Below are 22,551 nucleotides of genomic sequence, written 5' to 3' on the forward strand. Positions count from 1 at the left end.
GCGGCGCCGAGAACGCCGGATTCCCGGAAGGGACCCTTTGGGACGCCTGAGATGACCGAGATGACCGGGAGCCGCCTGCGGGGCTCGCTCACCGCGCTTGTGACGCCGTTCCGCGACGGCGCCTTCGACGAGGCCGCCTTCCGGAAACTCGTGCGCTGGCAGATCGAGCAGGGCAGCCACGGCCTCGTGCCGACCGGCACCACGGGCGAGAGCCCGACCCTGACCCATGCCGAGCACGACCGGGTGGTCGAGGCCTGCATCGACGAGGCGGGCGGGCGCGTGCCGGTCGTGGCGGGCGCGGGCTCCAATTCCACCGCCGAGGCGGTCGAGCGGGCGCAGCACGCCGAGCGCGCGGGCGCCGACGCCGTCCTCGTGGTGACGCCGTACTACAACAAGCCGACGCAGCAGGGCCTCTACGCCCACTTCAAGGCCGTCAACGATGCGGTCGGCATTCCGATCATCATCTACAACATCCCGCCGCGCTCCGTCGTCGACATGAGCGTCGAGACGATGGCCCGGCTCTTCGAGCTGAAGAACATCGCCGGCGTGAAGGACGCGACCGCCAGGATCGACCGCGTCAGCCAGCAGCGACAGGCCATGGGGGAGAGCTTCCTCCAGCTTTCGGGCGAAGATGCGACGGCGCTCGGCTACAACGCCCACGGCGGCCACGGCTGCATCTCGGTGGTGGCGAACGTCGCGCCCCGGCTCTGCGCCGACCTGCAGGAGGCCTCGCTCGCGGGCGATTACGCCAAGGCGCTGACCCTCCAGGACCGGCTGTTCCCGCTCCAGGCCGGCCTGTTCGCCGAGGCCAACCCGGCGCCGGTCAAGTACGCGCTGGCCCGGCTCGGCCACATCGCCGAGGAGCTGCGCCTGCCGATGGTGCCGGTCTCCGAGGCGACGCGGCGCATCGTGGACGCCGCCCTGCGGCATGCCGGCCTGCTCGACGGCTGATTGGGTAGGCTTTAGAGAGTCATAAAAGAATGGCCCCGAAACCGGAGCCCGGCCGGCGCATCGTCGCCGACAACCGCGCCGCGCGCTATCATTACACGATCGAGGACACGCTCGAGGCCGGCATCGCGCTGACCGGCACCGAGGTGAAGTCCCTGCGCGGCGGCAAGGCGACCATCGGCGAATCCTATGCCGGCCCGTCCGGCAACGACCTGATGCTGTTCAACGCCTACATCCCGGAATACCTGGAGGCGAACCGCTTCAACCACGACACCAAGCGCCCGCGCCGCCTGCTGCTGCACCGCCGCCAGATCGACAAGCTGATCGGCGCGACCCAGCGCCAGGGCTACACGGTGGTGCCGCTGAAGATCTACTTCAACGACAAGGGCCGGGCGAAGGTCGAGCTGGGCCTCGGCAAGGGCAAGCAGGCCCACGACAAGCGCGAGGCCGCCAAGGAGCGCGACTGGCAGCGGGACCGGGCGCGGCTGCTGCGGGACCGGGGTTAGCGGGCGGAGCCGCGACCCAGCTCAATCGGGATCGCCGAGGCAACGGATCTGTCTCAGACGTTCGCTCTCCGCATCCGTCGCGTGCAGGCGCGCGTCCCAATCGTCGGGTGGGTTGCCCTGGCGCAGCATCGTCTGAAAGACCGCGTAGGCGTCCGATCTGCTGCCGTAAGCGCGGAGCGTCCGGTCATCGTTGACCCATGCCAGCACGATCACGCGACGCCCGCCCGCTTCGCGGTAGCGGAAGAACGGCCGGTATCGCTGAAGGAATCTTGCCCGGAACGAGCGCCTGTGTACGCTTCCAAGCGTATCGCCCTGTCGATCCTGCGCTCGGGTTGGATCCTCTGGTATGACCTCGAATGCGACTTTCAGGACTGCGGCGAGCACCTGCGTGACCCGTCTGTTCGGATAGCCGCCCGGGTCTTTCGTCCTGGCCGCCATGACCGTCGCGATGAGATCTTCGAGCTGGTCGAGGAACAACGGATGGGATGGATCTCCCACCCGCTGATTCTCGGTGGCCCGTCGCGCACTCCTCGTCGCTCGGAAGCGGGGCATCCAGATCGATCGCAACTCCGTCGACCAGAGCGGCGGCCCGTCAATACAGGTTCGGAGTGACGGGCCGAATGGCCGCCGGCCACTTCACAAGATCCCGCTCGATCAGGAACAGGAACGGCCCCAGCGCGCGGTCCTCCTCGACCGGTGGATCGACTTTGGCGATCGTGATCGTGCCGTCCGATAGCCTGCGGAACACGATTCGTCCGGATTTGCCGAGTCCGAGCAGGCGCCGGATCGCGGCCGGTACGGTCGTCTGACCCCGAGCCGTGACCGTCGCGGGGATCTCCAGAATCTCGGCAGCCTTGCCCATCACACGCTCCAGCATGGCACGGATAGGACAGGCATCTGCCTTGTCGATCCAACCGGCACCGCATCCGTTCCGGCTCTGCTGGCGCAATCTTTCGCGCCGGTGCTGAACGGTCGTACGATCCCCGCCAGCGAACGGAGCGCGCCACCATGCCATCCACCCACGACACTCTGCCCGCCGACCTCCCCGCCCCCGTGGATGACGGCGCGGCCGATCATCTGCGCGGGATGCGGCTGCCCGACGTGGCGCTGACCGCCACCGACGGCGGCACGGTCTCGCTGGCCCGGCTCACCGGCCGCACCGTGGTCTACGCCTATCCGCGGACCGGCGAGCCGGGACAGCCCGGCCTCACGCCCGACTGGGATGCGATCCCCGGCGCCCGGGGCTGCACGCCGCAGGCTTGCGATTTCCGCGACCACCATTCTGATCTGAAAGCGTGCGGCGTCGCCCAAATCTACGGCCTCTCGACCCAGACGAGCGCCTACCAGCGGGAGGCAGCCGAACGGCTGCGCCTGCCGTTCCCGCTGCTCTCCGATCCGCACCGCGCCTTCGCGATGGCGGCGCGCCTGCCGGTCTTCTGGGCCGGCGGGCAGGTGCTGCTGCGCCGCCTCACCCTGGTGATCGACGACGGCGTGGTCAGCCACCTGTTCTACCCGGTCTTCCCGCCGGACCAGAGCGCCCGGCAGGTCCTCGACTGGCTCGATGGGCGTGCGGCCTGAGAGGCCGTTCGCGCCACAATCCTGGATTTCCAAGGGCTTGCCCTTTGGCGGGTCCTCAGGGCGGAGCCCTGAGGCGTTCACCAGGGGGCTGCCCTGGACCCGCGAAAGGTCTCGCCCTTTCGAAACCGAGTCGAACCGGCGCGTGCGGCGCTACTCCTCCTCGGCCTCCGGCTGGCGGATGCCGTAGCGGTTCTCCAGGCTCGGGCTCGGACGGCCTTCCCCGCGGTAACGGCTCGGGGCGTCGCCCGCGGCCCGCGCCGGCCGCTCGTTCGGTTCGCGCCCGATCCGCCCCGAGAGGCTCGCCAGATCGACGAACTCGTCGGCCTGCCGCCGCAACTCGTCGGAGATCATCGACGGCTGGGTCTGGATCGTGGAGATCACCGTGACCTTGACGCCGCGCCGCTGCATCGCCTCGACCAGCGAGCGGAAGTCGCCGTCGCCCGAGAACAGGATCATGTGATCGATATGGGCGCTGAGCTCCAGGGCGTCGATCGCCAGCTCGATGTCCATATTGCCCTTGTATTTCCGCCGTCCCATGGAGTCGGTGAACTCTTTCACCGGCTTGGTCACGACACGGTAGCCGTTGTAATCGAGCCAGTCTATGAGCGGACGAATCGAAGAATATTCTTGGTCCTCGATCATTGCTGTATAATAGAACGCACGAAGAAGATTTTCGCGGGATTGGAATTCCTTCAGTAGCTTCTTGTAATCAATATCGAAACCGAGGGCTTTGGTTGTCGCGTAGAGATTTGCGCCGTCAATAAAGATCGCGCTGCGTTGAGTTGATGCCATGAACAGGTTGAATCCTAAAATAATACAAGGTGACGGAAAATCGTCTCAAGAAACGGCCAAACTCCGATCGCGGCCTCGGGACCGGGACGGATCAGCGCGATCGATCGTCGATATACTCAGCAATCCAGGGCGAAAAGCGCGGTCGTCGGCTGGTGGCGGTCGCCCAGGCCTGCGAACCATTCGTCCCAAATGCGTCCGTGTCAAGCAGAACGGCGCGTCTGTGGCCGGGGAGATGGATGCTGCGAAGCAAGAAGGTCGAAACAGTTCGCCATTACGGGTTTGCGGGCGGTCTTAAGAAGCTTTGCGGTCACTGATCCTGTAAACCTAAGATCGCAACGCCGGCACGGATCAGCCGTTCACGCGCTCGACGCTGTTGACCGCGCGCTTGCCGCGCAGTTCCGCGATGATGGCATTCAGGTGCTGGAGATCCCAGACCGACAGATCGATGGTGATGTCGGTAAAGTCCTGGGTGCGCCGCTTCATCGAGATATTGTCGATGTTGCCGTCGTGATCGGCGATCACCTGGGCAATCTGGGCGAACACCCCCGGCTCGTTGATCGACTTGAGCGCGAGCCGGGCGGGGAAGCGTTCGCCGCCGAGCGCCTCGACGTCCCACCGGACGTCGAGCCAGCGTTCCGGCTCGTTGTCGAAGGCGGCGAGCGCCGCGGACTGGATCGGGTAGACGGTGACGCCGACCTCGGGGGTCAGGATGCCGACGATCCGGTCCCCCGGGACGGCGCCGCCGTTCGGCGCGAAGGTCACCGGCAGGTCGCCCGCGAGGCCCCGGATCGGGATCGCGTCGCTCCGGCCCTCGACCTCGCCCTCCTTGCCCTCCGCGCCCGGGAAGGTCAGCCGCATCGTCTGGTCGGCCGAGCGGACGAGCCGGCCGGCGCCATTGGCCGGCCCCTGCGCTGCGGAGGGCCGGCGCTCGTCGCGGTGGTCGGGATAGACGGCACGGACCACGTCCCCGGAGAACATCTCGCCCCGTCCGACGGCGGCGAACACGTCCTCGGTGCTCGCCCGGGCGAGCCGCGGCAGGGCGCCGCGCAGCTTGTCCTCCGAAAAGGTCTTGGCGGCCCGCTCGAAGGCCCGGTCCAGGATCTGGCGGCCGAGACCGGCATATTGCCGGCGTACCGCCGCCCGGGTCGCCCGCCGGATCGCGGCCCGCGCCTTGCCGGTCACCACCAGGGATTCCCAGGCGGCCGGCGGCGAGGCGCCGTCCGAGCGCATGATCTCGACCTCGTCGCCGTTGGCGAGTTCGTGCAGCAGCGGCGCCATCCGGCCGTTGATCTTGGCGCCCACCGCGGTGTTGCCGACATCGGTGTGCACCGCATACGCGAAATCGATCGGCGTCGCGCCCCGCGGCAGGGCGATCAGCCGGCCCTTCGGGGTGAAGCAGAACACCTGATCCTGGAACAGCTCCAGCTTGGTGTGCTCCAGAAACTCCTCCGGGCTGTCGCCCTCGGCGAGCAGTTCGATGGTCCGGCGCAGCCACTGGTAGGCGCCGCTCTCGGCGGCCAGCTTCGGGTGCACGCTGCCCTCGCCCTCGCGGCGGCCCAACTCCTTCCCGAGTTCCTTGTAATGGGCGTGGGCCGCGATGCCGTACTCGGCGATGTCGTCCATGGCGCGGGTGCGGATCTGCAGCTCGACGCGCTGGCTCTTCGGCCCGATCACCGTGGTGTGGATCGAGCGGTAATCATTCTGCTTCGGAGTCGAGACGTAGTCCTTGTACCGGCCCGGGACCATCGGCCAGCTGGTGTGGACGATGCCGAGCGCCGCGTAGCACGCCTGCACCGTGTCGACGACCACCCGGAAGCCGAAGATGTCGGAGAGCTGCTCGAAGGCGACCGACTTGCGCTCCATCTTCGACCAGATCGAGAACGGCTGCTTCTGTCGGCCGTTCACCTCGGCGATGATCCCCTGCGCGCCGAGCTTCTCGGTGAGCACCTGCGCGATGGTCTCGACCACGCTCTCGGATTTGGCGCTGAGCCGCGCCAGCCGCTGCGTGATGGTGGCGTAGACCTCCGGCTCGAGGTTGCGGAAGGCCAGATCCTCCAGCTCCTCGCGCAGCTCCTGCATGCCCATCCGGCCGGCGAGCGGCGCGTAGATGTCCAGCGTCTCCTGCGCGATGCGGCGGCGCTTGTCGTCCCGCATGTGCTGGAGGGTGCGCATGTTGTGCAGGCGGTCGGCGAGCTTGACCAACAGCACCCGCACGTCCGCCGCCACCGCGAGCAGCAGCTTGCGGAAGTTCTCCCCCTGCGCCGCCTGCTTGGAGACGAGGTCCAATCGCTTGAGCTTGGTCAATCCGTCGACCAGCGCGCCGATCTCCGGCCCGAACAGCCGGCGGATCTCTTCAAGCGTCGCCTCGGTGTCCTCGACGGTGTCGTGCAGGACGGCGGCCACGATCGTGGCGTCGTCGAGGTGGAGATCCGTCAGGATCGCAGCGACTTCGAGGGGATGGGCGAAGAACGGATCGCCCGAGGCGCGCTTCTGCGTGCCGTGCGCCTGCATGGCGTACACGTAGGCGCGGTTGAGCAGCGCCTCGTCGGCGGTCGGGTTGTAGCGCTTGACCCGCTCGACCAGCTCGTACTGGCGCATCATCCGCCGGGACGGGATCGGCTCCTGCGGGGGACGCGATGTCGGGGTCACGCCCGATTGTTCCGCAACCGCCGTGCCGGCGCCAGCCCCCGGCGGCGGAAAACCGCCCGGTGCGACCGCAGCGTCCTCGGAACGAGAGAACCCGGCGTCTCGGCCGGGTCCGGATTCACTCAGTTCGGGCGCGTCGAGACCCACGCGGTGCGGCTCACTCGCCCTCGTCGTCGGTCTCGACCGGCGGGGCGAGGTTCTCGAGGCCGCGCAGCAGGTCCTCCTCGCTCATGCGATCGAACTGGACCGCCGAATCGTCGCTCGAGGATTGCGGCGCCACCGCGGCGGCGGCCGGCGAACTCGACAGCAGCGGCACGGTCTCGGCCTCCGGCTCGTCGACCTCGACGTATTTCTGCAGCGAGTGGATCAACTGCTCCTTGAGGTCGTCCGCGGTGATCGTCTCGTCGCCGATCTCGCGCAGGGCCACGACGGGGTTCTTGTCGCGGTCGCGGTCGACGGTGAGCGGGGCGCCGGCGGCCAGCAACCGTGCGCGATGGCTCGCCAGCAGGACCAGCTCGAACCGGTTCTCGACCTTCTCGATGCAATCTTCGACGGTGACGCGCGCCATGCGGGGCGGCTCCTTGGGCTTGAGCGATGGGTGATGTCGGGTATGAACGCACCCTACACCGGATGCCGTTGTGCAACAAGCACAGCGGCTTGCGCAGGGCGCACGTCCGCCGGCCTGGCCGCCGCATGGTGCGGCGCATTGTTGACACCCGCGGCAACGGGTGCCAGTCCGCCCGCCATTCCAGAGGTTCAGCCGACACGGGCGGCGCTCGCGCGTCGCGGAGCGATCAAGACCGGATATGCGCGCACTCATCTTCCCCGGCCAGGGCAGCCAGACGGTCGGCATGGCGCGGGACCTCGCCGCGGCCTTCCCGCAGGCGAAGGCCGTGCTCGATGCGGTCGATGACGCCCTGGGCCAGGGCCTGTCGCGCCTGATGTTCGAGGGGCCGGCCGAGGACCTGACCCTCACCACCAATGCCCAGCCGGCCCTGATGGCGGCGAGCCTCGCGGTGCTGCGGGTGCTGGAGTCCGAGGCCGGCCTCGACTTGGAGCGCGACGTCGCCTGCGTGGCCGGCCATTCCCTCGGCGAGTACGCCGCGCTCGCCGCCGCCGGCAGCCTGACGATCGCCGATGCCGCGAAACTCCTGCGCCTGCGCGGCGCGGCCATGCAGGAGGCGGTGGCGCCGGGCGCGGGCGCGATGGCGGCGCTGATCGGAACCGATCTCGAAACGGCCCGGTCCCTGGCCGAGGAGGCCGGCGGCGGCGCGGTCTGCGACGTCGCCAACGACAATGGCGGCGGGCAGGTGGTGCTCTCGGGCGACCGTTCCGCCGTGGAGCGGGCCATCGGGCTGGCCACGGGCCGCGGGATCAAGCGCGCCGTGCTGCTCAACGTCTCGGCGCCGTTCCACTGCCGGCTGATGGCTCCGGCCGCCGAGGCCATGGCCCGGGCGCTGGCCACTGTCCCCCTGCAGGCGCCCCGCGTCACCCTCTACGCCAACGTGACGGCCGCGCCGGTCGCCGAGCCGGAGGCGATCCGCAAGGCCCTGGTCGAGCAGGTCACCGGCACGGTGCGCTGGCGCGAGAGCGTCGCCGCCATGGCGGCCGCCGGGGTCGACCGATTCCATGAACTGGGTGCCGGCAAGGTGCTCACCGGCCTCGTCAAGCGCATCGCCCCCCAGGCCACGGCCACCGCGATCGGCACGCCTTCGGACGTCGCCGCCTTCGCGCTGTAACGGGTTTCCAAAGGGCGAGCCCTTTGGCGGGGTGTCGGGGCGGAGCCCCGATGTCGGGCTTCGCCCGGACCCAGCAGGGCGCTGCCCTGCACCCGCAAAAGGCCTCGGCCTTTTGAATCCGGACCCTTTCAGAGGAGCCCCGCATGTTCGATCTCACTGGCCGCAAGGCCCTCGTCACCGGCGCCACCGGCGGCCTCGGGCAGGCGATCGCCCGGGCGCTGCACGCGCAGGGCGCCACCGTCGCCCTCTCGGGCACCCGGCAGGCGGCCCTGGAGGCGCTGGCCGCCGAACTGGGGGAGCGCGCGAGCCCCGTCGTGGCCGATCTCTCGGACAAGGACTCGGTCGAGGGCCTCGTCCCGGCCGCCGAGGCCGCGATCGGCCCCCTCGACATCCTCGTGAACAATGCCGGCATCACCCGGGACAACCTGTTCATGCGGATGAAGGACGAGGAGTGGGAGCAGGTGCTCGCCGTCAACCTCACCGCCGCCTTCCGCCTGTCCCGGGCCGCCGTGAAGGGCATGATGCGCCGCCGCTTCGGGCGGATCGTCAATATCGGCTCGGTGGTGGGCTCGACAGGCAATCCCGGCCAGGGCAACTACGCCGCCGCCAAGGCCGGCCTCGTGGGCCTGACCAAGTCGCTCGCCGCCGAGGTCGCCTCCCGCGGAATCACGGCCAACTGCATCGCGCCGGGCTTCATCACCTCGCCCATGACCGACGCGCTGAACGAGAAGCAGCGCGAGGGCATCCTGGCCCGGGTGCCGGCCGGGCGACTCGGCGAGGGCGCCGAGGTCGCCGCCGCCTGCCTCTATCTCGCCTCCGCGGAGGCCGGCTACGTGACCGGACATACGCTGCACGTGAACGGCGGAATGGCGATGTACTAGGCGCTGTATACTGGTCACAACCGTTGGCGAATCAGCGCCGCCGACGCGGAAACGCCACACCGCTGAAGGGTTTCTGAACGGCCCCTCGCCAGGGCGGGAGGCCTGTGCTACCAACCCCCCGCAACCGCGCAGGGGGTTGACGGTTCAGCGGGTTTTCAGTCCAAGGGCCTCCCGGCGGGGGCATCCCGGTGCACCTTGCCGGTTCACCGTCAGAAGCACGCGCGATCGGACACCGGCCGCTCAACAAGCCCGCAGGGGCGCGACGCGGTCAACGCACCACCCCGAGAAGACTGACAGACTTAAAGGACGAGGACGGAAGACCGATGAGCGATATCGCTGAGCGCGTGAAGAAGATCGTGGTCGAGCACCTGGGCGTCGAGCCCGAGAAGGTGGTCGAGAGCGCCAACTTCATCGACGACCTCGGTGCCGACAGCCTCGACACGGTCGAGCTGGTCATGGCCTTCGAGGAGGAGTTCAACGTCGAGATCCCGGATGACGCGGCCGAGACCATCCAGACGGTCGGCGACGCCGTGAAGTTCCTGGAGAAGAACTCCGCCGCGTAACGGCGCCGGATTTTTCCTTCCACGCGGCGCGGGTGAGGCGGAACAGCCCCCGCGCCGTTATGCGTTTGAAGGCTCGGAGCCGGGACCGAATCCGCCTCCGACGGTTATAGACGATGCGCTCCGGCGGCGGCCTGGCTGCGCGATCCAAGACGGGACGAGTGCGATGCGGCGGGTGGTGGTCACGGGTCTGGGGATGGTCACGCCGCTGGGCTGCGGGGTGGAGCACACCTGGAGCCGGCTGATCGCGGGCGACAGCGGCGCCGGCCCGATCCGCGGCTTCGAATCCGCCGACCTGCCCTGCCGGATCGCCGCGCAGGTCCCCTTCGGCGACGGCAGCGACGGCACCTTCAACCCGGACCGCGTGATGGAGGTGAAGGAGCAGCGCAAGGTCGACCCGTTCATCGTCTACGCGATGGCGGCGGCCGACGAGGCGCTGAAGGATGCCGGCTGGGCGCCCAAGAGCCACGAGGACCAGTGCGCCACCGGCGTGCTGATCGGCTCCGGCATCGGCGGCATCGGCGGCATCTACGACGCCTCCGTGACCCTGCACGAGAAGGGCCCGCGCCGGATCTCGCCGTTCTTCATCCCGGGCCGGATCATCAACCTCGCCTCCGGGCAGGTCTCGATCGCCCACGGGCTCAAGGGCCCGAACAACGCCGTGGTCACGGCCTGCTCCACCGGCGCCCACGCGATCGGCGACGCGAGCCGCCTGATCGCGCTGGGCGATGCCGACGTGATGGTGGCGGGCGGCGCCGAATCGCCGGTGAACCGCCTCTCGATCGCGGGCTTCTCCGCCTGCCGGGCGCTGACCACGGGCTTCAACGACACGCCGGAGAAGGCCTCGCGCCCCTACGACCGCGACCGCGACGGCTTCCTCATGGGCGAGGGCGCCGGCATCGTGGTGCTGGAGGAATACGAGCACGCCAAGGCCCGCGGCGCGAAGATCTACGCCGAGGTGGTGGGCTACGGCCTCTCGGGCGACGCCTACCACATCACCTCCCCGTCCCCGGACGGCGACGGCGCCTTCCGCTGCATGAGCGCGGCGGTGAAGCGGGCCGGGATCTCGCCCGCCGAGATCGGCTACATCAACGCCCACGGCACCTCGACGCCCATGGGCGACGAGCTGGAGCTGAAGGCCGTTGAGCGGCTCCTGGGCGATGCCGCCGCGGGGGCGACCATGTCGTCCACCAAGAGCTCGGTCGGCCACCTGCTGGGCGCCGCCGGCTCGGTGGAGGCAATTTTTTCGATCCTCGTCCTGCGCGACGGCGTGATCCCGCCGACGCTCAACCTCGACAACCCCTCGGTCGAGACCAAGATCGATCTTGTGCCGTTCGAGGCGAAGCGGAAGCCGGTGGATGTGGTGCTGTCGAATTCGTTTGGGTTTGGTGGGACGAATGCCAGCTTGGTGATGCGGCGGGTTTAAGACGAGACCGAAAATTTTTGAATTTGAGGCAATCAGTTCGGTGCGTCAGCACTCCTGAGGTCTGGCTTTGCCACAGATGTACTACCTTCTTCTGGAATATTCGGAAAATTTATCAAGCCGCCCGGCGTATTTCGGAAGGCCTCTCGGCATGCTTTGGCAAAATCGGAGTCGTTCGAATTTTTCAAATGCCATCAATATTAGGAAGATTAAATCCGTAAACAGCGATTGTGCGCGATGACAAATTTCCCTCCCGATGAATTTATGGGATAAAAACCAGCTACAAATGTATCAGCGAAAAGCCTTGCTTAGGTAACGACCACAGGTGCCAAACTCACAGGTTTTTAGATCTCGTTCTCTTGGCCCTCACCATCCCCTTCGCTCCGCCTCCCCCGGCACCCGCCCCTGCGGGGTGAGCGCATGCACCACCTCCGGCAGCGCCTGGGCGAGCTGCGACAGCAGCGTCTCGCGGTCCAGCCCGGTCTGGCTCTGGAGGGTGTCCACCGTGTCGGGGCCGAGCGCCCGGGCGAGCTGGTCCGGGGCCACCGGGCGGTTGGCGCCGGGGCCGATCCAGGACTCGATCACGTCGCCGAGGCCCCCCTGGCGGAACCGGTCCACCAGCCCGTCGAGGCCGCCGAGATCCCCCTGCCCCGCCGGGGCGGCGCGGCTCGGGGCCGGGGCGGCGCCGGGGCCGTCGAGCATGCCGGAGAGATCCGAAAAATCGCCGGGCGGCAGGGACGGGTCGACGGTGCCGTCCGGGCCGCTGTCGCGGCGGCCACCATACTGGTCCCAGCCGCCGATATCGCCGTTCTCGTCGGGCCGGCGCCCGCCGGCATCGGCGGGGTGCTGGCCGGGATCACGTCCGGAGGGGCCGGCGCCGCCGGAGCGGTCGGCCTCGGGGCCGGGCTCGCCCCGGCGTCCTCCGCCGAAGATGTCGCCGAAGCCGCCGCCTGCGCCCTTGGCCAGCAGCAGCATCAGCAGCGCCTTCACCAGGGGCGACATCCCCCCGGCGCTGCCCTTCTGCCCGCCGAACACCTGACCCAGCACGCCGCCGATCGCCGATTCGAGCAAACCCATGCGCCCCTCCCCCCGGAGCCCGCCCCGGGCCCGGGCGAACAACCGCTCAGGGACGGGGTCGGTTGCCTTGGCGGGCGGCGGCCGGGGCGATCCGGTGACGGCGGGCAACGCGCCCTTTCCCGGACAGGTGGAGCGTCAGCGGAACCTGATCCGGGACCCAGCACAAAAGAGGGCCGCGCGCGCGGCACAGTCTGTTTCAGACCGCCGCTTCGCGAGCTCTTGTGCTGGATCCCGGGTCGCATTCCGCCGGCGCTCCATGCGCCCGGGACAGGGTCGAGGCACGACCGGCACGATGCGGTGGCATCGGATCTCTTGACCAACGCCCGGAAAGGGCTGGTCCTCGCCCTCAGCGGGCCGGGGCGGTCAGCGCCGCTTGCGCGGTGCCGTGGGCGGTGGTGGCATCGGCGGGTTCGGAGAGCGGCATCGTCGCGGCGGCGAGCGCCAGAGCGGTCAGGAACAGGCCGGTTGCGGCGGCGCCCGCCCGGGGGCGCGGCAGGCGGAGGGCGGAGCGCCGCGGGCGGCGATCGGTCGTCGACATGGTGGCCTCGTCGAGCGGGGTGGGCCTCGGGCCCGTATGACGAGGCAACGCCGGCCGGGGGCGGGACGGTTCCCGGAGCTCAGCGCCGCGCGACGAGGCGGCGTCCGAGGGCGCCGAGGGCGCAGCCCGCGATGTAGGGCGGCAGGATCAAGGCCGCGCCCTCCAGCCAGAGCCCGGGCAGGCCGGGCACGATCGCGGCGAGGGCCGCCGCCGCCAGGAGGCCCGCGGCCACGAACAGGCCGAGCGGCACGGCGTATCGGTCCGGCCAGCCGGCCAGCGCCCCGACCCCGAGGCCGAGCGCCCCCGCCCCGGCGAGTCCGGGCCAGAATCCGGCAAGCAGCAGCATCACGGCCGTGCGGTCTCCAGACGGGTGCGGCGCCCGCGCGCGGCGGATCGATCGGGCCTCACGGCAGCAGCGCGAAGGCGACGGGGCCGGCGGGTCCGTCCGGCCCGGCGCTCACCTGATCCGGCCGGGCGCCGGCCTGGAGCAGATACTCCACCACGGCCTGGGCGCGCAGCCGGGGCAGGTCCTGCGGCGGCTCGTCGGCGGCCGCCTCGGATTTTTTGGGGGCGGGCTTGCCGCGTCGGGCGGCGTCCTTGGCGGATGTCTTCGGATCGGGCTTGGCATCTGCCTTGGTGTCGTGCTTGGCGCCCGACTTCGGGTCCGGTTTGGCATCGGGCTTGGCCGCCGACCTGCCGGGGGCCTCCGGCTTGGCCGCGCTGGCGACGCGGGTCGGCTCGGGCTCCGGCGGTGCGGCCGGACGGGCGCCCTCCCCCGGGCCGGCGGCCGGTGTCGGCGCGGCCTTCGCCGGATCGGCGGGGCCCGAGACGGCGATGCGCAGGGTCGGACAGGCCTTGGCCAGGGCCGCCAGGGCGTCGAGGGTGGGGTAGAAGGCCGGGCCCGGCACGGCGCTGCCCGCCGGGAAGCGCAGATCCGCCCCCGCGGTCGCGGCGGTGAAATCGGCGCGGCAGGCCGCCGGGTCACGCCGCTCCGCCGGCTGCCGGGCCGTGACCGCGGCCCGACCGGTCCAGCCGGGGGGCAGAACCTCGGCGAGGCGCTCGGCGGTGCGGGCCGCGACCTCGCGGTAGAGGCTCTCGCCGGTCAGCGTCAGCGTCCGGTCGGAGACGCTGGCCTCACCCGTAGCGAGGCCTGCCACCAGGGGCGCCGCGGCGGCGAGCGCCGCCCCGAGATCCGCCGGCGCGCCCTCGGCGAGGCGCGTGCGGTCGAGGATCGGCTCGCGGAACAGGCGGGGCCTGAGCGCGTCGAGCACCCGCTCGCGGGTGGCCGCGTCCGGCACGTGCCCGGTGAACGTGACCGTCTCCGGCGTCCGGCGGATCGCGACCCGGTAGGGCGAGAGCGGCCGCGCCGTCAGCGCGACCCGGCCGGCCGCGACGCCGGCGGGGCGGCCGTCGCGCATCAGCGCCTCGGCGTCGGGGATCGCCTGCCCGTCGATGGCGTCGCCGCCGACCGAGACCGCGCCGTCCACGAAGGCGACGCGGCCCGTCTGGATCAGCGCGGCGAGGCGGAACGCGAAGGCGATCAGGTCTTTCGGGTCGATCGCCGGGTCGAGCCCCCGGGCGGTCACCAGCCGGTCGTCCACGGCCGCGCCTGCCGTCCCCTGCGCGGACTCTTGCGCGGCCTCCTGGGCGGCGCGCAGGGCGGTCTCGCGGTCGGCCGCGGAGGGGATGAAGCCGTCGAGCACGATCCCGCCCGCTTCCTTCGCGACGGTGAAGCGGTACTGCGCCACCCGCGGCGGCAGGATCTCGACGCGGCCGATGCTGAACCCCGCCGGCGGCTCCGAAAGGGCGGCCCGCAGCGCCTCGTAGGCCGGCACGTCGACGGCCTCGCCGGACAGGCTGAGAACGGTGTCGCTGAGCGCGGCCCGTCCGCCCGCCGTGAGCCCGGAGAGCCGCGCCGCCAGGAAGGCCGCCGCGCTCGGAAAATCCGGCGGCGCGCCCCGGGCGGCCCGGGCGGTATCGTCGAGGCTGGTGCCGGGGCCGAGCGCCCCGGTGACCCGCGCCTCCAGGGCCCGGCGCCCGATCTCCACCGGGCGGCTGCCCTCCAGGGCGACGTGGGCTGGGCCCCTGCGGATCGCCGCCCACTGGAACGGTGTCGCGGTCTCGACGAGGCCGACCTCTGAGACGATGCGCCGGGGGCCGTCCAGGACGGCGAGGCGGAACAGGGTGGCGGCGCGGGCGCCCGCATCCGGCGCCTCGCCGGCCGCCACGAGGTCGCGGCCCTGCACGGTCAGGCGCAGCCAGGGCTCGCCGGTCTCGGTGGCCGTGCCGGCCGCGACGCGGGCCCCCGCGGCCTCGAGCCGCTCGGCGATCCGCGGGGCGGCGTAGAGCGTCGCGCTCGCCCAGATCAGGGCGAGCGCCGGCAGGCCGGCGAGCCAGCCGGCATGGCGCAAGCCTCGGGCGAAGGTATCGGGCACGGGCACAAAGATCGGTTGATCGGATCCTGGGCCGACACGACACCGCCTTTCCGGCAGCATGAAGGCCGGGCCGCGTCGCCGCGTCGCCGCGTCGCCGGAACGACCCCGGGCGGGCTCGGTTGGACCTCACGTCCGTTGTGCGGAGATGGCCGGAGACCGCCATGGAAACGCCGGTGCGCGCCCTGCTCGCCGTTCTGCTGCTGCCGATCGCCGCCCCGGCCGCGGCGCAGAGCCTGTCGGCCACCGCGACGGCGCCGACGGCGGCCTCCCTGGAGCCGATCACCGCGATCGCCAATCCCGGGCAGCTCAGCCTGGGGGGCACGTCCACGACCGGACCGTTCCCGACCCTCTCGGCACAGACCGGCGGCCTGCTGAATGCCGGCCAGTTGAGCCTCAGCGGCGCCGGCGGTGGCGGCGGCACGATCGGGGCGCCGACCAGCGCGCTCCCCGGCGCCGGCCAGCTCGGGTTCTCGTCGAGCACCGGCATCACGGGCGGCGCCGGGGTCACCGGATCGACGCTCGGCACCAGCCGATCCAGCGGCACGACCGGAGCCACCGGGACGCTCGCCGGCTTCGGCACGACGCTGGGATCGAGTTCGAACGCCGCCCTCGGCTCGCTCTCGGGCAGCGCGCTCTCGACGAGCTTCGGGACGACCAGCCTGGGCAGCAACGCGGCGTTCACGACGAATACGGCGGGCCTGACGACCGGGCTGAGCACCGGCACGGGCGTGTCCGCGTCGCGGACTTCCGTGTCGGGGATATCCGCGTTCGGGGCATCCAGCGCCGGGATCGGCAGCACATCGGGCATCGCCACCGGCCAGGGCACCGGCGCGACGACTGCATCGGGCGTCACTTCGAGCGGGGCCACGAATGCCGTCGACGCGGCCGCCCTCGGGACCGTCTCGTCCGGGCTCGGGACGTTCACCACCGGCGGCGGGACCGGAGCCGCCGCGGGCCTCGCCACGGGGGCGGTCGCGACGACCGGAACGGCGGCGGGAACGGCCTCGGGCGGCGCCGGGATCGCGGCCGCGTCGACCGCGGTGGCGGGCCGGGACCTCGATCTCGTCCAAGCGGCGCCTGCGGCGTCGGCTGGTGGCGGGACATCCGGCGGCGCAGGCATCGGGGGCGCCGCCGCCGCGCCCGGCCGGATCGACGTTCCCTGCAGCGGTGCCCTCACGGCGGCCTGCTTCGGCGCCGACAACGCGTACTGATCCGCCGGGCCCGGAACCGCCGTTCCGGCGCGGCCGTTCCTTCCGCACCGGCACCACGGCCGGGACAGGAGCAGGCGATGACCGTCAATCTGAGCCGCACCGCGTACGCGGCTTTTCTCGTTCTGGGTCTGTCGGGCGCGGCCCTGGCGCACGAGGCGGGCTCTCCGCCCCCGGGGGCCGGGAAGGCCGTTCCCCACCAGACCCTCGGCTTCAGCACGCCGAGCTTCAGAGCCGACATGCGGACCGTCCGGGACCAGCCCTATACGTGGCCGGTCAGGAACCGTTACAGGCCGATCTCGCAGCCCTATTTCGGCCGGGCCTACTGAGGCGATCGCGAGCCGCACCGGCGCGGATGCGCCGGTCGCCATCGACGTCGATCCGAAGGGAGTGCGGGATGCGTGTGCGGTGCCGTCTCGTCCTCACGCCCCTCCTCGCGCTTCTGCCTCTCGCCGTGTTCGTGCCGGCCCGGGCGGGCGAATTCGCTCCGGTGCCCCCGGCGCCCGGCATGGCCCTCACGCCCCCCGAGCCCGGCATGGCGAACAGCGTGGCTGTGAGACCGTCCGCGCCGCCGGCGATCCCGGCCCCGCCCCAGATCGACCCCGGCGAGGGCCACCGCCGGCCCAGAGCGCTCGGGGCCGGGTTTCCGGTTATCGGCGGTCAGCTTCCGAACCAGCGCACCGGTTCCCGGCACCAGCATGTGGTGCACGACATCTGCATCGGCTGCTGAGCGGCTGGTCCCACCCCGCCACAGCGGGGGATCCTACTGAAGGGCGCGCGGCAGGCCGTTGGCCCGGATCCAGCGCGGCGAGAGGATGTCGCCGGCCTCGGTGATAATCCAGGGCTGCGCATCCTCGGCCTCGATCGCATGCACGGCGACGGCGAGCGCTTCGCGCAGGGTTGCGAATGGGCGGCCCTGCGCCGATCGGCCGGGTCCGCGTTTCGGCCAGACGGTCAGCTCCGCGCGTTTGTCGAGATCAGCGGGCGTCATGCAAGCGCTCCGGATGCGTCGGGTCTCGAACGCTCGATAGCGCCCCCGTGTGACGTGGATCTGGCGAACGTGTTGCTGATTCGTGTCGCCACGATCACGGTGCTGCCACAGCCGGATCCTGCCCATCATCCGGCCGCAACCACCGTCGGATCAAATTATATCTTACAGCTCTTCAATTTTCCTTTGAGTTCAATGGTGATGAATTTTACCCCCTTTGCATCGAATGCATGACGCGCGGTGCGGTTGACTGCGCATCATGGCTGACGATGCCCCTCGATCTCTGCACCACAATGCCGATACGGCGTTATGTTGCATTGCGTGATAAGCATACCGCAGCGCACAAAAACATGGTTTCGTCCGGCGTCGGTCGCTTACCGCGACCCGACCTGCGATCGAAACGGAGACGCACCATGCGCACGATCTTCATCCTCGCGTCGTCCGCGCTCATCTCGGCCGCCGTCTTCACCGGGCCGGCCGCGGCCGAGGAGCCCCTGCACCTGACGCCGCCGCTCTATCGCGATCTGGCCTACGCCCTGCGGCAGGGTAACCGCGTCACCGCTCCGACGACCACGCCGCAGCCGGTCCCCTCGGCGGATCATGGTCGGACCGCCTCGACGACCAGGTGGTCCCTGGTTCAGGCCTCCGCCGAGGCGCGACGCTGAGGTTTCGGAACCGGGGGCGATCAACCGGATCGCCCCCGGTTCCGGCGACGCCTCAGGGACGAGTCTCCGCACTCGGGGCTCAGACGAGATGCAACGCGCGGGCGGCCTCCGCCGGTGGGACGCCCCGCTGGATCAGCCGGCGTGTCCGTTCCCGCTGATCCGATCCGACGCGGATCGTGAGCGCCAGCGTTCGATATCCCTCAAGACACAGGTCCAGCCAAGCGTACTGAACTGCCGTTGCCAAGAGCGCGGCGAGTTCGGCCTGCCGAAGACACAGACGCAGACTTTCATCGGCCAGCCGGCCAATGTCCCGCTCGATCATCTCCGCCCCCACCCCGATATGGCCGGCGACGCTTCGACCCGCCGCCGGCATGGATCCGTGATCCGATCTGGCCGCAATCAATGCGAAAGCTGCTCGGTCGCCTGCTGGATCTCCCGGCCCGCATGAAGGGCCGCGTCCCGCCCTTGTTGGGCCGCCTTCCGGGCTGCGTCCGCACCCGGCTGCATCGGGGGATGGGCGCGTTCGGTCCCCTGCCGGAACGTGCCCTCGGCGAGGCCGTTCAGATCCTGGGCCCGGGCCTGCATGGCGGCAGATCGCTGCCCCGCGAACTCGGCCTGGAATTGCGCCGCTTCCGGAGCCGGGCGCGCTTCTGCCAGTTTCCGGGCGAGATCGAAGGAGGCGCAAACTTTCGACTCGGCAGAGTCCAGCCCGCGGGCGAACATGTCCCGGGACTGGATGGGGGCGAACTCCGTCGAGTCCTGCATCGTGCCGGTGACGCGACGCGCGCCTTCGATGAAGCCGGCAGACGGTTTGTGTGCTTGGCTCAGACTGCTCCCGGTCGAGGCGCGCATCCATGACGGGGCCTCGAGGCTCGGAATATCGGCCATGCTCGGTCTCCCCCGGGGCCGCCGGTCCGGTCACGGCCCTGTCTTGTGTGCATCGCACAAACGCCGGCGTTCAGCGCGTCGGTCTCGGACCCCGAACTCAAATCTCCGTCTCGCGCCGGAGGACGGCGTCCGCGTCGGTGCCCTTCTGGGACAAGCCGACATCCGGATCCGCGTCGCTTACCGGCAGAGGCTCGTTGGAGCCGTCCCGATCGCGGTCCCGAGGGCCGTCTGGTCCCGGGGCGACCGAATCGGGGTCGTGCTTCGGCGGTTGGATCGCGCGGGTGTTCGTCATCTGTGGCCTCTCCGCCTGGTAACGCGATGTCGCCCGTCAGGGTCCAGCGGCGGTCGCCCCCGGGACAGGATCGGAGCCGCAGCGCTATATGAACGCAGACGAGCGAGGAGAATGGTGTGTTCACCGTCAAGGGGATCGATCCGTCCGGGCGTGTCATGACCTTCGCCTGCGGCACCGACGAGCAGGCGATGGAGAAGACCTGGGAACTGGCCCGGCGGGGATTTCGCGAGATCACGGTCGCCGACCCAAAGGGAAAGGAGATGTCGGCAGCCGCCTTCGAGCGCTCCCTGAACATCGACTGGGACTGAGCGCGCAGCCGCGCCGTGCGCCTCAGTGCAACGCGTAGCAATTCGTGATGACGCGCGGGCTGCGCGTCACGTCGTACAGGATCGAACATTGGACCAGATACGTCCGGTCCCGCTTGCGGAACAGGATCAGGGACGAGCGATTGTCGAACGTCCCGGTGTAGCCGGCGATCTCCCAGCCATCGGCGTTGAGCTGCTCGATGCTGAGCGGCTGCTCGGCGGCCGAGCCCGCCGACATCCAGCCCAGACAGGCCGCGAGGCTCAAGACGCGCCGCATCGGAACCCGCCGGGCTGGAGACCGGCGGGACCCCGCCGATCGCCACGCGGCGGCGAGACACCCCGCTGCGGTCGGCCCCGGCGATACGCCCGTCACAAGCCTGGAACCTCGTCGATATCGGGCACCGGTTCCCCACGCGGGGGCGCCGGATCGTCTTCCGGCGCGGGCGGCAGCCGCGGGGGCGGCATGTCGCCCGTATTCGGCGGCATCGGCAGACCCTGCGGCAGGTCCGGCCTCTCATCCGCGTCGGGCGATTTCGGAGCCGGCATGGCCTATCCTCCCGTGTGCCGCGATCCCGTTGGGGGCCGCCGAGGGAGAACGGTCGACACGGACGAAGGTGCCGGAGTGACAGAGAGGCGTTATCTCAGGCCGTCTGCGACCCGAACCGCGAATCCGGCATGATCGGACGGACCGGTGCGGACGTTTCGGTGGCGGCGCCGATCTCCTCCCGCCCGCGCCAGACGGCCTGGCAGACGAGGATCTCGTTGTTCGCGTCGATGCTGAGCACGAATCGGTCCGGCACCATCTCGGCTTCCGGGAGAGCGATGCGGATGCCGCCGACGGACCGATCGTAGACGATGCAGGGCAGGCTGCGGTGCTCGTCGACCGAGATGCTGCCGGTTTCATTCAGGATCGTACGCGGAGCACGGCGTCGTTCGAACATCGCTGCCTCATGGAAGGTCGTGCAACCAGGATCGACGATGCCGGTTCAGGCAGGGTTTTGGCGAAAGATCGAATTGTTCGCTTCGCCTATTATCGCCAGCATATCACTGTTTTGTGAGGAAATTGGGGGATTCCACGATATCGAGGCGCGGATCGATCAATATCGAGCCGTAAGCAAGTGTTCACCGGCAGCCCCGGCCTGCTCCGCGGAGCGGCGGGCCTCCGCAGCCGCGCCGGATCGCGTTGCGATCGGGCGCCGCTCTGCGCCCTTGCTTCAACGCGCGCGCTTACGCCGAACCGGTATCCGCTTCGGCGCGGAGCGCGCTAAGCAGGTTTCGCAGAAGCGGATTCCGGTTTTGCGACGAAAACCTGCGGCACACCAAGGGTCTGAGCGGACGACGCGTTGGCCGGCCAACGCAAGTCTGCTTAGCCGGTGACCACTTCGACCAGGGTCGTCAGGAAGCCGAGGGCGATGGCGCCGAGGCCGCCCATGAACGCCACGTCCCAGCCGGCAAATTCCTGCGACCGCGGTGCGCGGGCGAAGGTGAAGAGCGTCACGGTGGCGCCGCACACGATGAGGGCGATGGCGAGGTAAATCGGTCGCGACATGACGTTTCCTCCTCGCCGGTCCCGCGGCCCTTCAGGGCTCTTGTCCGGATGATCGAAACCGGCGTGATCTGTTCAATTCCATCCGCCGATGGAGCATGACAGACGAAGAGGCGGTGAACAAGGTTCCAATCAGTTCTGCATTGCAGAACGTCAAGACAGCAGCGACGAGATCTGACTTTCGCGGACAGGGAGCGCGATATGTCGGCCGGCGAATCCGGGAGGATTTGCCGGTGCACCAGCCATCCGCCTGCCCGGAGCCCTACCCGATCGCCTTGTCATCGTGTCCGGATCCGAGCCTTTTCCGACCCGCATCCCTTCCAGGGGTCGGCAGCACCCACGCGACGTCAATCAAGGAAGACCTGAACGCCATCCGTATTGAGGATATCGCGCTGATCGGCGCACCAGCGGTCGGCGCCGAGCGAGGCGATCTCCTCCCCGACCCGTCGACCCTCCGCCGCGACCGCTGTCTCGGCCCGACGGTGCCCCATGGCGGCTTCGAGGGCCCGGCGCGCCGTCTGGGACAGGCCATCCGAGACCGCGTCGTCCACAGTGTAGAGCTTGCGGCAATACAGCACGATGCCGGCCTGCGCGCCGACGATCCGCACGAGCCCGTCGAGCGTCTCGGCGCGCTTGGATGCCGTCGTGTCCGTCGCGTCCTCGGCCGAGGCGGATCCGCCTGGCAGCGCTGCTGCGGCGAGCACGACGGCTAGCAGGGCGCTTCTCATGGTCAGCCACTCCACGGCAATCCGAGCGGGCATCCGCGTCGGATCCAGGTGACCGAACGGATCCAATTCAGGACAGGGCGATCACTTCCGCGCGGCCATCAGGTCGTGGGAGAGCACCGCCAGCTTGCCGATCAGGCTGCTGACATCCCCGCTCTTGCACGACCACTGCGTTCCGATCGCCTCTCCATCCGCCGAAACGGAGACAACCGCCACCGAGCGCAGCCGACCTTCGCGGGCGAGCGCCAGCTGGTCCTGCAACACGGCGATGATCGAGGCGGTGTCCTCGTCGGCCACCGCAGGTGCGATATGCGCCGGGAAGGGCACGACCGAACTCGATTTCGTCTGCTCTCGCTTCATCTCGCCAGTCCCTCGGTTCTCGTTCCTGGGATCCGGCGTGCGCAGACGCTTTGTGCAGAGTGTGGCAGCTTGTCCGTGTCACGCACCATCGCCGACGAGTGTGGCGCCGGGGCAACGCCTGCGCGGGCCACCGGCAGGCCGCCGGGGCACCGGTCGAGGCGGTCTCTATGCGGCTGGACCCCCGCCGCGATGCCGTGGGGGCGGCCGGGGCGGGGTGTCCCTTTGGAGCATGCGGGTTCAGGCGGCCTGGCGGCCCTTCCGCTCGCGCTCGGCCATGGCGCCGGGCTGGCCCAGGCCGATCGCCTTGGCGAGCGCCGAGCGCTGCTCGGCATACGCGGGGGCGACCATCGGGTAATCGGCCGGCAGGCCGTAGCGGTCGCGGTAGGCCCGCGGGTCCAGCCCGTGGCTGGTCAGGTGGCGCTTGAGCGTCTTGTAGGTCTTGCCGTCGATG

The 22,551-nt window shown here is 70.1% G+C and carries 33 protein-coding genes; 13 read left to right on the forward strand and 20 right to left on the reverse strand.

All coding sequences use genetic code 11. The features are described from left to right. The first annotated feature begins 51 nt into the window (after positions 1 to 51). Positions 52 to 951 (forward strand): 4-hydroxy-tetrahydrodipicolinate synthase, encoded by a 900-nt coding sequence (dapA, locus tag MKK75_RS14045; protein ID WP_244043174.1) that lies wholly within the window; start codon positions 52 to 54, stop codon positions 949 to 951. 29 nt (positions 952 to 980) lie between these two features. Beyond that, positions 981 to 1,454, forward strand: a complete 474-nt coding sequence (gene smpB, locus MKK75_RS14050) for an SsrA-binding protein SmpB (protein ID WP_244005249.1) — start codon at positions 981 to 983, stop codon at positions 1,452 to 1,454. Positions 1,455 to 1,475: 21 nt separating this feature from the next. Here the strand turns inward: smpB and MKK75_RS14055 are convergent, their stop codons facing one another. After that, on the reverse strand, positions 1,476 to 1,931 hold the full coding sequence (locus MKK75_RS14055; protein ID WP_244043175.1) for a type II toxin-antitoxin system YhaV family toxin: 456 nt from the start codon (positions 1,929 to 1,931) through the stop codon (positions 1,476 to 1,478). Between the two features lie 115 nt (positions 1,932 to 2,046). Beyond that, the gene (locus MKK75_RS14060; protein WP_313901860.1) at positions 2,047 to 2,316 is read right to left on the reverse strand and encodes a type II toxin-antitoxin system PrlF family antitoxin; all 270 of its coding nucleotides are present in this window, start codon (positions 2,314 to 2,316) and stop codon (positions 2,047 to 2,049) included. Between the two features lie 146 nt (positions 2,317 to 2,462). On the opposite strand from MKK75_RS14060, the gene MKK75_RS14065 reads away from it, so the two are divergent. Continuing rightward, positions 2,463 to 3,032, forward strand: coding sequence for a peroxiredoxin (locus MKK75_RS14065; protein WP_244043176.1), 570 nt, complete (start codon positions 2,463 to 2,465; stop codon positions 3,030 to 3,032). A gap of 150 nt (positions 3,033 to 3,182) precedes the next feature. Here the strand turns inward: MKK75_RS14065 and MKK75_RS14070 are convergent, their stop codons facing one another. The 3 genes from MKK75_RS14070 to rpoZ form a co-directional block, all read right to left on the reverse strand. Then, positions 3,183 to 3,824, reverse strand: a complete 642-nt coding sequence (locus tag MKK75_RS14070; RefSeq protein ID WP_244043177.1) for an NYN domain-containing protein — start codon at positions 3,822 to 3,824, stop codon at positions 3,183 to 3,185. A gap of 348 nt (positions 3,825 to 4,172) precedes the next feature. Continuing rightward, positions 4,173 to 6,425 carry a RelA/SpoT family protein gene (locus tag MKK75_RS14075; protein ID WP_244043202.1) on the reverse strand — a complete coding sequence of 751 codons (2,253 nt, stop codon included), beginning with the start codon at positions 6,423 to 6,425 and terminating at the stop codon, positions 4,173 to 4,175. Positions 6,426 to 6,627: 202 nt separating this feature from the next. Beyond that, entirely contained in the window at positions 6,628 to 7,038 is a 411-nt protein-coding gene (gene rpoZ / locus MKK75_RS14080; protein WP_244043178.1) for a DNA-directed RNA polymerase subunit omega, read from the reverse strand. A gap of 238 nt (positions 7,039 to 7,276) precedes the next feature. Here rpoZ and fabD point away from each other — a divergent pair, with 238 nt between their 5' ends. The 4 genes from fabD to fabF all read left to right on the forward strand — a co-directional run bounded on the left by fabD (position 7,277) and on the right by fabF (position 11,076). After that, positions 7,277 to 8,209, forward strand: a complete 933-nt coding sequence (gene fabD, locus MKK75_RS14085; RefSeq protein WP_244043179.1) for an ACP S-malonyltransferase — start codon at positions 7,277 to 7,279, stop codon at positions 8,207 to 8,209. A gap of 143 nt (positions 8,210 to 8,352) precedes the next feature. Continuing rightward, a complete protein-coding gene (gene fabG / locus MKK75_RS14090; protein ID WP_244043180.1) occupies positions 8,353 to 9,090 on the forward strand; it encodes a 3-oxoacyl-[acyl-carrier-protein] reductase in 738 nt (245 codons plus the stop codon). A 323-nt stretch (positions 9,091 to 9,413) separates the two neighbouring features. Then, on the forward strand, positions 9,414 to 9,653 hold the full coding sequence (locus MKK75_RS14095) for an acyl carrier protein (RefSeq protein ID WP_007559070.1): 240 nt from the start codon (positions 9,414 to 9,416) through the stop codon (positions 9,651 to 9,653). Between the two features lie 163 nt (positions 9,654 to 9,816). Next, positions 9,817 to 11,076, forward strand: coding sequence for a beta-ketoacyl-ACP synthase II (gene fabF / locus MKK75_RS14100; RefSeq protein WP_244043181.1), 1,260 nt, complete (start codon positions 9,817 to 9,819; stop codon positions 11,074 to 11,076). Between the two features lie 363 nt (positions 11,077 to 11,439). On the opposite strand, the gene MKK75_RS14105 is transcribed toward fabF, so the two are convergent. The 4 genes from MKK75_RS14105 to MKK75_RS14120 all read right to left on the reverse strand — a co-directional run bounded on the left by MKK75_RS14105 (position 11,440) and on the right by MKK75_RS14120 (position 15,123). Continuing rightward, the gene (locus tag MKK75_RS14105; protein WP_244043182.1) at positions 11,440 to 12,150 is read right to left on the reverse strand and encodes a YidB family protein; all 711 of its coding nucleotides are present in this window, start codon (positions 12,148 to 12,150) and stop codon (positions 11,440 to 11,442) included. A gap of 346 nt (positions 12,151 to 12,496) precedes the next feature. After that, a complete protein-coding gene (locus MKK75_RS14110) occupies positions 12,497 to 12,688 on the reverse strand; it encodes a hypothetical protein (protein WP_244043183.1) in 192 nt (63 codons plus the stop codon). Positions 12,689 to 12,767: 79 nt separating this feature from the next. Further along, positions 12,768 to 13,034 (reverse strand): hypothetical protein, encoded by a 267-nt coding sequence (locus MKK75_RS14115; protein WP_244043203.1) that lies wholly within the window; start codon positions 13,032 to 13,034, stop codon positions 12,768 to 12,770. Between the two features lie 58 nt (positions 13,035 to 13,092). After that, positions 13,093 to 15,123: a hypothetical protein gene (locus MKK75_RS14120; RefSeq protein ID WP_244043184.1), complete on the reverse strand. Its 2,031-nt coding sequence runs from the start codon at positions 15,121 to 15,123 to the stop codon at positions 13,093 to 13,095. A 161-nt stretch (positions 15,124 to 15,284) separates the two neighbouring features. On the opposite strand from MKK75_RS14120, the gene MKK75_RS14125 reads away from it, so the two are divergent. From MKK75_RS14125 to MKK75_RS14135, 3 genes are all read left to right on the forward strand, one after another. Then, a complete protein-coding gene (locus MKK75_RS14125; protein ID WP_244043185.1) occupies positions 15,285 to 16,334 on the forward strand; it encodes a hypothetical protein in 1,050 nt (349 codons plus the stop codon). A 77-nt stretch (positions 16,335 to 16,411) separates the two neighbouring features. Continuing rightward, a complete protein-coding gene (locus MKK75_RS14130) occupies positions 16,412 to 16,660 on the forward strand; it encodes a hypothetical protein (protein ID WP_244043186.1) in 249 nt (82 codons plus the stop codon). Positions 16,661 to 16,728: 68 nt separating this feature from the next. Continuing rightward, positions 16,729 to 17,061 (forward strand): hypothetical protein, encoded by a 333-nt coding sequence (locus MKK75_RS14135; RefSeq protein ID WP_244043187.1) that lies wholly within the window; start codon positions 16,729 to 16,731, stop codon positions 17,059 to 17,061. A gap of 33 nt (positions 17,062 to 17,094) precedes the next feature. Here MKK75_RS14135 and MKK75_RS14140 read toward each other — a convergent pair whose 3' ends face one another. Beyond that, positions 17,095 to 17,322, reverse strand: a complete 228-nt coding sequence (locus tag MKK75_RS14140) for a hypothetical protein (protein WP_244043188.1) — start codon at positions 17,320 to 17,322, stop codon at positions 17,095 to 17,097. Between the two features lie 69 nt (positions 17,323 to 17,391). Between MKK75_RS14140 and MKK75_RS14145 the strand changes: the two genes are divergently transcribed. Together MKK75_RS14145 and MKK75_RS14150 are read left to right on the forward strand one after the other, a co-directional pair. Continuing rightward, positions 17,392 to 17,553: a hypothetical protein gene (locus tag MKK75_RS14145; protein WP_244043189.1), complete on the forward strand. Its 162-nt coding sequence runs from the start codon at positions 17,392 to 17,394 to the stop codon at positions 17,551 to 17,553. Positions 17,554 to 17,732: 179 nt separating this feature from the next. Beyond that, positions 17,733 to 17,984: a hypothetical protein gene (locus tag MKK75_RS14150; protein WP_244043190.1), complete on the forward strand. Its 252-nt coding sequence runs from the start codon at positions 17,733 to 17,735 to the stop codon at positions 17,982 to 17,984. Positions 17,985 to 18,063: 79 nt separating this feature from the next. Here MKK75_RS14150 and MKK75_RS14155 read toward each other — a convergent pair whose 3' ends face one another. The 3 genes from MKK75_RS14155 to MKK75_RS14165 form a co-directional block, all read right to left on the reverse strand. Continuing rightward, a complete protein-coding gene (locus MKK75_RS14155; RefSeq protein ID WP_244043191.1) occupies positions 18,064 to 18,357 on the reverse strand; it encodes a hypothetical protein in 294 nt (97 codons plus the stop codon). A gap of 26 nt (positions 18,358 to 18,383) precedes the next feature. Further along, the gene (locus tag MKK75_RS14160) at positions 18,384 to 18,872 is read right to left on the reverse strand and encodes a phasin family protein (protein WP_244043192.1); all 489 of its coding nucleotides are present in this window, start codon (positions 18,870 to 18,872) and stop codon (positions 18,384 to 18,386) included. 97 nt (positions 18,873 to 18,969) lie between these two features. Beyond that, on the reverse strand, positions 18,970 to 19,164 hold the full coding sequence (locus tag MKK75_RS14165; RefSeq protein WP_244043193.1) for a hypothetical protein: 195 nt from the start codon (positions 19,162 to 19,164) through the stop codon (positions 18,970 to 18,972). 116 nt (positions 19,165 to 19,280) lie between these two features. On the opposite strand from MKK75_RS14165, the gene MKK75_RS14170 reads away from it, so the two are divergent. Next, positions 19,281 to 19,472, forward strand: coding sequence for a hypothetical protein (locus MKK75_RS14170; RefSeq protein WP_010685423.1), 192 nt, complete (start codon positions 19,281 to 19,283; stop codon positions 19,470 to 19,472). Between the two features lie 22 nt (positions 19,473 to 19,494). Here the strand turns inward: MKK75_RS14170 and MKK75_RS14175 are convergent, their stop codons facing one another. The 7 genes from MKK75_RS14175 to MKK75_RS14205 form a co-directional block, all read right to left on the reverse strand. Next, positions 19,495 to 19,746: a hypothetical protein gene (locus MKK75_RS14175; protein ID WP_244043194.1), complete on the reverse strand. Its 252-nt coding sequence runs from the start codon at positions 19,744 to 19,746 to the stop codon at positions 19,495 to 19,497. 92 nt (positions 19,747 to 19,838) lie between these two features. After that, positions 19,839 to 20,015, reverse strand: a complete 177-nt coding sequence (locus tag MKK75_RS14180) for a hypothetical protein (protein ID WP_244043195.1) — start codon at positions 20,013 to 20,015, stop codon at positions 19,839 to 19,841. A gap of 95 nt (positions 20,016 to 20,110) precedes the next feature. Next, the gene (locus tag MKK75_RS14185; protein ID WP_244043196.1) at positions 20,111 to 20,410 is read right to left on the reverse strand and encodes a PilZ domain-containing protein; all 300 of its coding nucleotides are present in this window, start codon (positions 20,408 to 20,410) and stop codon (positions 20,111 to 20,113) included. A 425-nt stretch (positions 20,411 to 20,835) separates the two neighbouring features. Then, a complete protein-coding gene (locus MKK75_RS14190; RefSeq protein ID WP_244043197.1) occupies positions 20,836 to 21,018 on the reverse strand; it encodes a hypothetical protein in 183 nt (60 codons plus the stop codon). Positions 21,019 to 21,362: 344 nt separating this feature from the next. Beyond that, entirely contained in the window at positions 21,363 to 21,776 is a 414-nt protein-coding gene (locus MKK75_RS14195; protein WP_244043198.1) for a hypothetical protein, read from the reverse strand. Between the two features lie 48 nt (positions 21,777 to 21,824). Beyond that, positions 21,825 to 22,100, reverse strand: a complete 276-nt coding sequence (locus MKK75_RS14200) for a hypothetical protein (protein WP_244043199.1) — start codon at positions 22,098 to 22,100, stop codon at positions 21,825 to 21,827. Between the two features lie 237 nt (positions 22,101 to 22,337). After that, the coding region (locus MKK75_RS14205) for a MucR family transcriptional regulator (protein WP_244043200.1) at positions 22,338 to 22,551 on the reverse strand (214 nt) is incomplete at its 5' end.

This window comes from Methylobacterium sp. J-030, assembly GCF_022829545.1.
GTDB lineage: Bacteria > Pseudomonadota > Alphaproteobacteria > Rhizobiales > Beijerinckiaceae > Methylobacterium.

Bases quoted from the DNA above. Each gene is read 5' to 3' on its own strand.
- dapA (WP_244043174.1), top strand. From the start codon at position 52: ATGACCGAGATGACCGGGAGCCGCCTGCGGGGCTCGCTCACCGCGCTT.
- smpB (WP_244005249.1), top strand. From the start codon at position 981: ATGGCCCCGAAACCGGAGCCCGGCCGGCGCATCGTCGCCGACAACCGC.
- MKK75_RS14060 (WP_313901860.1), bottom strand. From the start codon at position 2,316: ATGGGCAAGGCTGCCGAGATTCTGGAGATCCCCGCGACGGTCACGGCT.
- MKK75_RS14065 (WP_244043176.1), top strand. From the start codon at position 2,463: ATGCCATCCACCCACGACACTCTGCCCGCCGACCTCCCCGCCCCCGTG.
- MKK75_RS14070 (WP_244043177.1), bottom strand. From the start codon at position 3,824: ATGGCATCAACTCAACGCAGCGCGATCTTTATTGACGGCGCAAATCTC.
- MKK75_RS14075 (WP_244043202.1), bottom strand. From the start codon at position 6,425: ATGATGCGCCAGTACGAGCTGGTCGAGCGGGTCAAGCGCTACAACCCG.
- rpoZ (WP_244043178.1), bottom strand. From the start codon at position 7,038: ATGGCGCGCGTCACCGTCGAAGATTGCATCGAGAAGGTCGAGAACCGG.
- fabD (WP_244043179.1), top strand. From the start codon at position 7,277: ATGCGCGCACTCATCTTCCCCGGCCAGGGCAGCCAGACGGTCGGCATG.
- fabG (WP_244043180.1), top strand. From the start codon at position 8,353: ATGTTCGATCTCACTGGCCGCAAGGCCCTCGTCACCGGCGCCACCGGC.
- MKK75_RS14095 (WP_007559070.1), top strand. From the start codon at position 9,414: ATGAGCGATATCGCTGAGCGCGTGAAGAAGATCGTGGTCGAGCACCTG.
- fabF (WP_244043181.1), top strand. From the start codon at position 9,817: ATGCGGCGGGTGGTGGTCACGGGTCTGGGGATGGTCACGCCGCTGGGC.
- MKK75_RS14105 (WP_244043182.1), bottom strand. From the start codon at position 12,150: ATGGGTTTGCTCGAATCGGCGATCGGCGGCGTGCTGGGTCAGGTGTTC.
- MKK75_RS14110 (WP_244043183.1), bottom strand. From the start codon at position 12,688: ATGTCGACGACCGATCGCCGCCCGCGGCGCTCCGCCCTCCGCCTGCCG.
- MKK75_RS14115 (WP_244043203.1), bottom strand. From the start codon at position 13,034: ATGCTGCTGCTTGCCGGATTCTGGCCCGGACTCGCCGGGGCGGGGGCG.
- MKK75_RS14125 (WP_244043185.1), top strand. From the start codon at position 15,285: ATGGAAACGCCGGTGCGCGCCCTGCTCGCCGTTCTGCTGCTGCCGATC.
- MKK75_RS14130 (WP_244043186.1), top strand. From the start codon at position 16,412: ATGACCGTCAATCTGAGCCGCACCGCGTACGCGGCTTTTCTCGTTCTG.
- MKK75_RS14135 (WP_244043187.1), top strand. From the start codon at position 16,729: ATGCGTGTGCGGTGCCGTCTCGTCCTCACGCCCCTCCTCGCGCTTCTG.
- MKK75_RS14140 (WP_244043188.1), bottom strand. From the start codon at position 17,322: ATGACGCCCGCTGATCTCGACAAACGCGCGGAGCTGACCGTCTGGCCG.
- MKK75_RS14150 (WP_244043190.1), top strand. From the start codon at position 17,733: ATGCGCACGATCTTCATCCTCGCGTCGTCCGCGCTCATCTCGGCCGCC.
- MKK75_RS14155 (WP_244043191.1), bottom strand. From the start codon at position 18,357: ATGCCGGCGGCGGGTCGAAGCGTCGCCGGCCATATCGGGGTGGGGGCG.
- MKK75_RS14160 (WP_244043192.1), bottom strand. From the start codon at position 18,872: ATGGCCGATATTCCGAGCCTCGAGGCCCCGTCATGGATGCGCGCCTCG.
- MKK75_RS14165 (WP_244043193.1), bottom strand. From the start codon at position 19,164: ATGACGAACACCCGCGCGATCCAACCGCCGAAGCACGACCCCGATTCG.
- MKK75_RS14175 (WP_244043194.1), bottom strand. From the start codon at position 19,746: ATGCGGCGCGTCTTGAGCCTCGCGGCCTGTCTGGGCTGGATGTCGGCG.
- MKK75_RS14180 (WP_244043195.1), bottom strand. From the start codon at position 20,015: ATGCCGGCTCCGAAATCGCCCGACGCGGATGAGAGGCCGGACCTGCCG.
- MKK75_RS14185 (WP_244043196.1), bottom strand. From the start codon at position 20,410: ATGTTCGAACGACGCCGTGCTCCGCGTACGATCCTGAATGAAACCGGC.
- MKK75_RS14190 (WP_244043197.1), bottom strand. From the start codon at position 21,018: ATGTCGCGACCGATTTACCTCGCCATCGCCCTCATCGTGTGCGGCGCC.
- MKK75_RS14195 (WP_244043198.1), bottom strand. From the start codon at position 21,776: ATGCCCGCTCGGATTGCCGTGGAGTGGCTGACCATGAGAAGCGCCCTG.
- MKK75_RS14200 (WP_244043199.1), bottom strand. From the start codon at position 22,100: ATGAAGCGAGAGCAGACGAAATCGAGTTCGGTCGTGCCCTTCCCGGCG.